The 1,367-nt window shown below is 39.4% G+C and carries 2 protein-coding genes; both read left to right on the top strand.

Features of this window, described 5'->3' with window-relative positions; translation table 11 throughout:
- The first annotated feature begins 536 nt into the window (after window positions 1-536).
- Complete coding sequence (locus PX484_RS09080; protein ID WP_287658049.1) at window positions 537-800, top strand: HypC/HybG/HupF family hydrogenase formation chaperone; 264 nt, start codon at window positions 537-539, stop codon at window positions 798-800.
- Window positions 801-941: 141 nt separating this feature from the next.
- The coding region (locus PX484_RS09075; RefSeq protein WP_502882712.1) for a HypD family hydrogenase formation protein at window positions 942-1,367 on the top strand (426 nt) is incomplete at its 3' end.

The raw sequence follows: 1,367 nt of genomic DNA, 5'->3' as shown, positions 1-1,367 counted from the left end.
GGGCATACCGGAACCTTTGGGCTCGATCCAATAAACGCTTGGGGAGAGAATACCTCTACTTTTTCAGAAGCAATTCTGTCTAAGCAAGTAATCTCTGTGAACCAAGAATCCCCGTCTCTTTAGAGCGGGGAGTGTCAACAAGTTTTAAGGCATTGGGTAAGGATGGGCTGTGTCGCTTGCTATTTTATGAGACTAGGCTCCTCTATCAACTTTTGACGGACAATTTAGTAAAGCGATGTAGTCCCTAATACAAAAGTTTTACCCTTGCTGGGATATTGTCCACGGTCCGGGACAGGGGAAATCTTAAAAAAGATACGGGAAAAAAAGCTGTTCTTGAGGGCAATAGTCCAGAATGGCAGGTAAGACCGAGTAAAAAGGGGAAAGAGGAAAGGAAAAAGTAAAAAGGATAACCTTTGACTGTATAGCCTTTCTTAGAGGGATGAAGTATGACCTGATTCTCAGTTGATATTACCGCAATCTCTACCCAAAAAATCAGCCCATAATTAACAAAAACTAGATTTTTCAAGGTAAAAACTATGTGTTTAGGCATACCAGGACAAATTACAGCAATTATTGATGAAAACCATCATCTCGCTCTCGTCGATGTGGGGGGTGTAAAAAGAGAAGTAAATATCACTTGCATTGTTGATGAAGACCATCCTGCTAATACTTGTGTAGGGGATTGGGTATTAGTTCATGTGGGTTTTGCAATGAATCGAATTGATGAAGATGAGGCTCAAGAAACCCTAAATTTATTAACACAATTATCGGAATTAGAGGAAGAATTTAATCATAATTAATGTTCTTAAGTAGTCACCCATAAATTAATTCTGTTGTCTATCTTAAGAAATGTAAATTACGGCAATTATTACTGACAACCGACGACCGGCTCCACAATTAACTTTACTTTTGTCCAACCACTTATAGAGAGAAAGCTTGTTATGAAATACGTTGATGAATTTCGTGATCCAGTTAAAGCGGCAGGATTAATTCAACAAATTGAACAATTATCGATAAGAATCTCTGAAAAGCGGGAAAAAGTTACTAAAATTATGGAGGTTTGTGGAGGTCATACCCACTCAATTTTTAGATACGGTATCGAGGCAATACTTCCGGAAACTATCGAATTAATTCATGGTCCTGGATGTCCCGTTTGTGTGATGCCGCGAGGTCGTTTAGATGATGCCATTTTTCTCGCACAACAACCGAACGTAATTCTGACAACTTTTGGCGATACTATGCGTGTCCCCGGTTCCCATTTGAGTCTGCTGCAAGCACGAGCAAAAGGTGATGATATTCGCATGGTTTATTCTCCTCGCGATGCCTTAAAAATTGCCAGAGAAAATCTCGATAAAGAAGTAATATTT

Origin of the sequence: Microcystis sp. M49636_WE2 (assembly GCF_030065375.1) — a bacterium.
GTDB lineage: Bacteria > Cyanobacteriota > Cyanobacteriia > Cyanobacteriales > Microcystaceae > Microcystis > Microcystis aeruginosa_C.
This window is presented reverse-complemented; position numbering and strand designations above follow the sequence as displayed.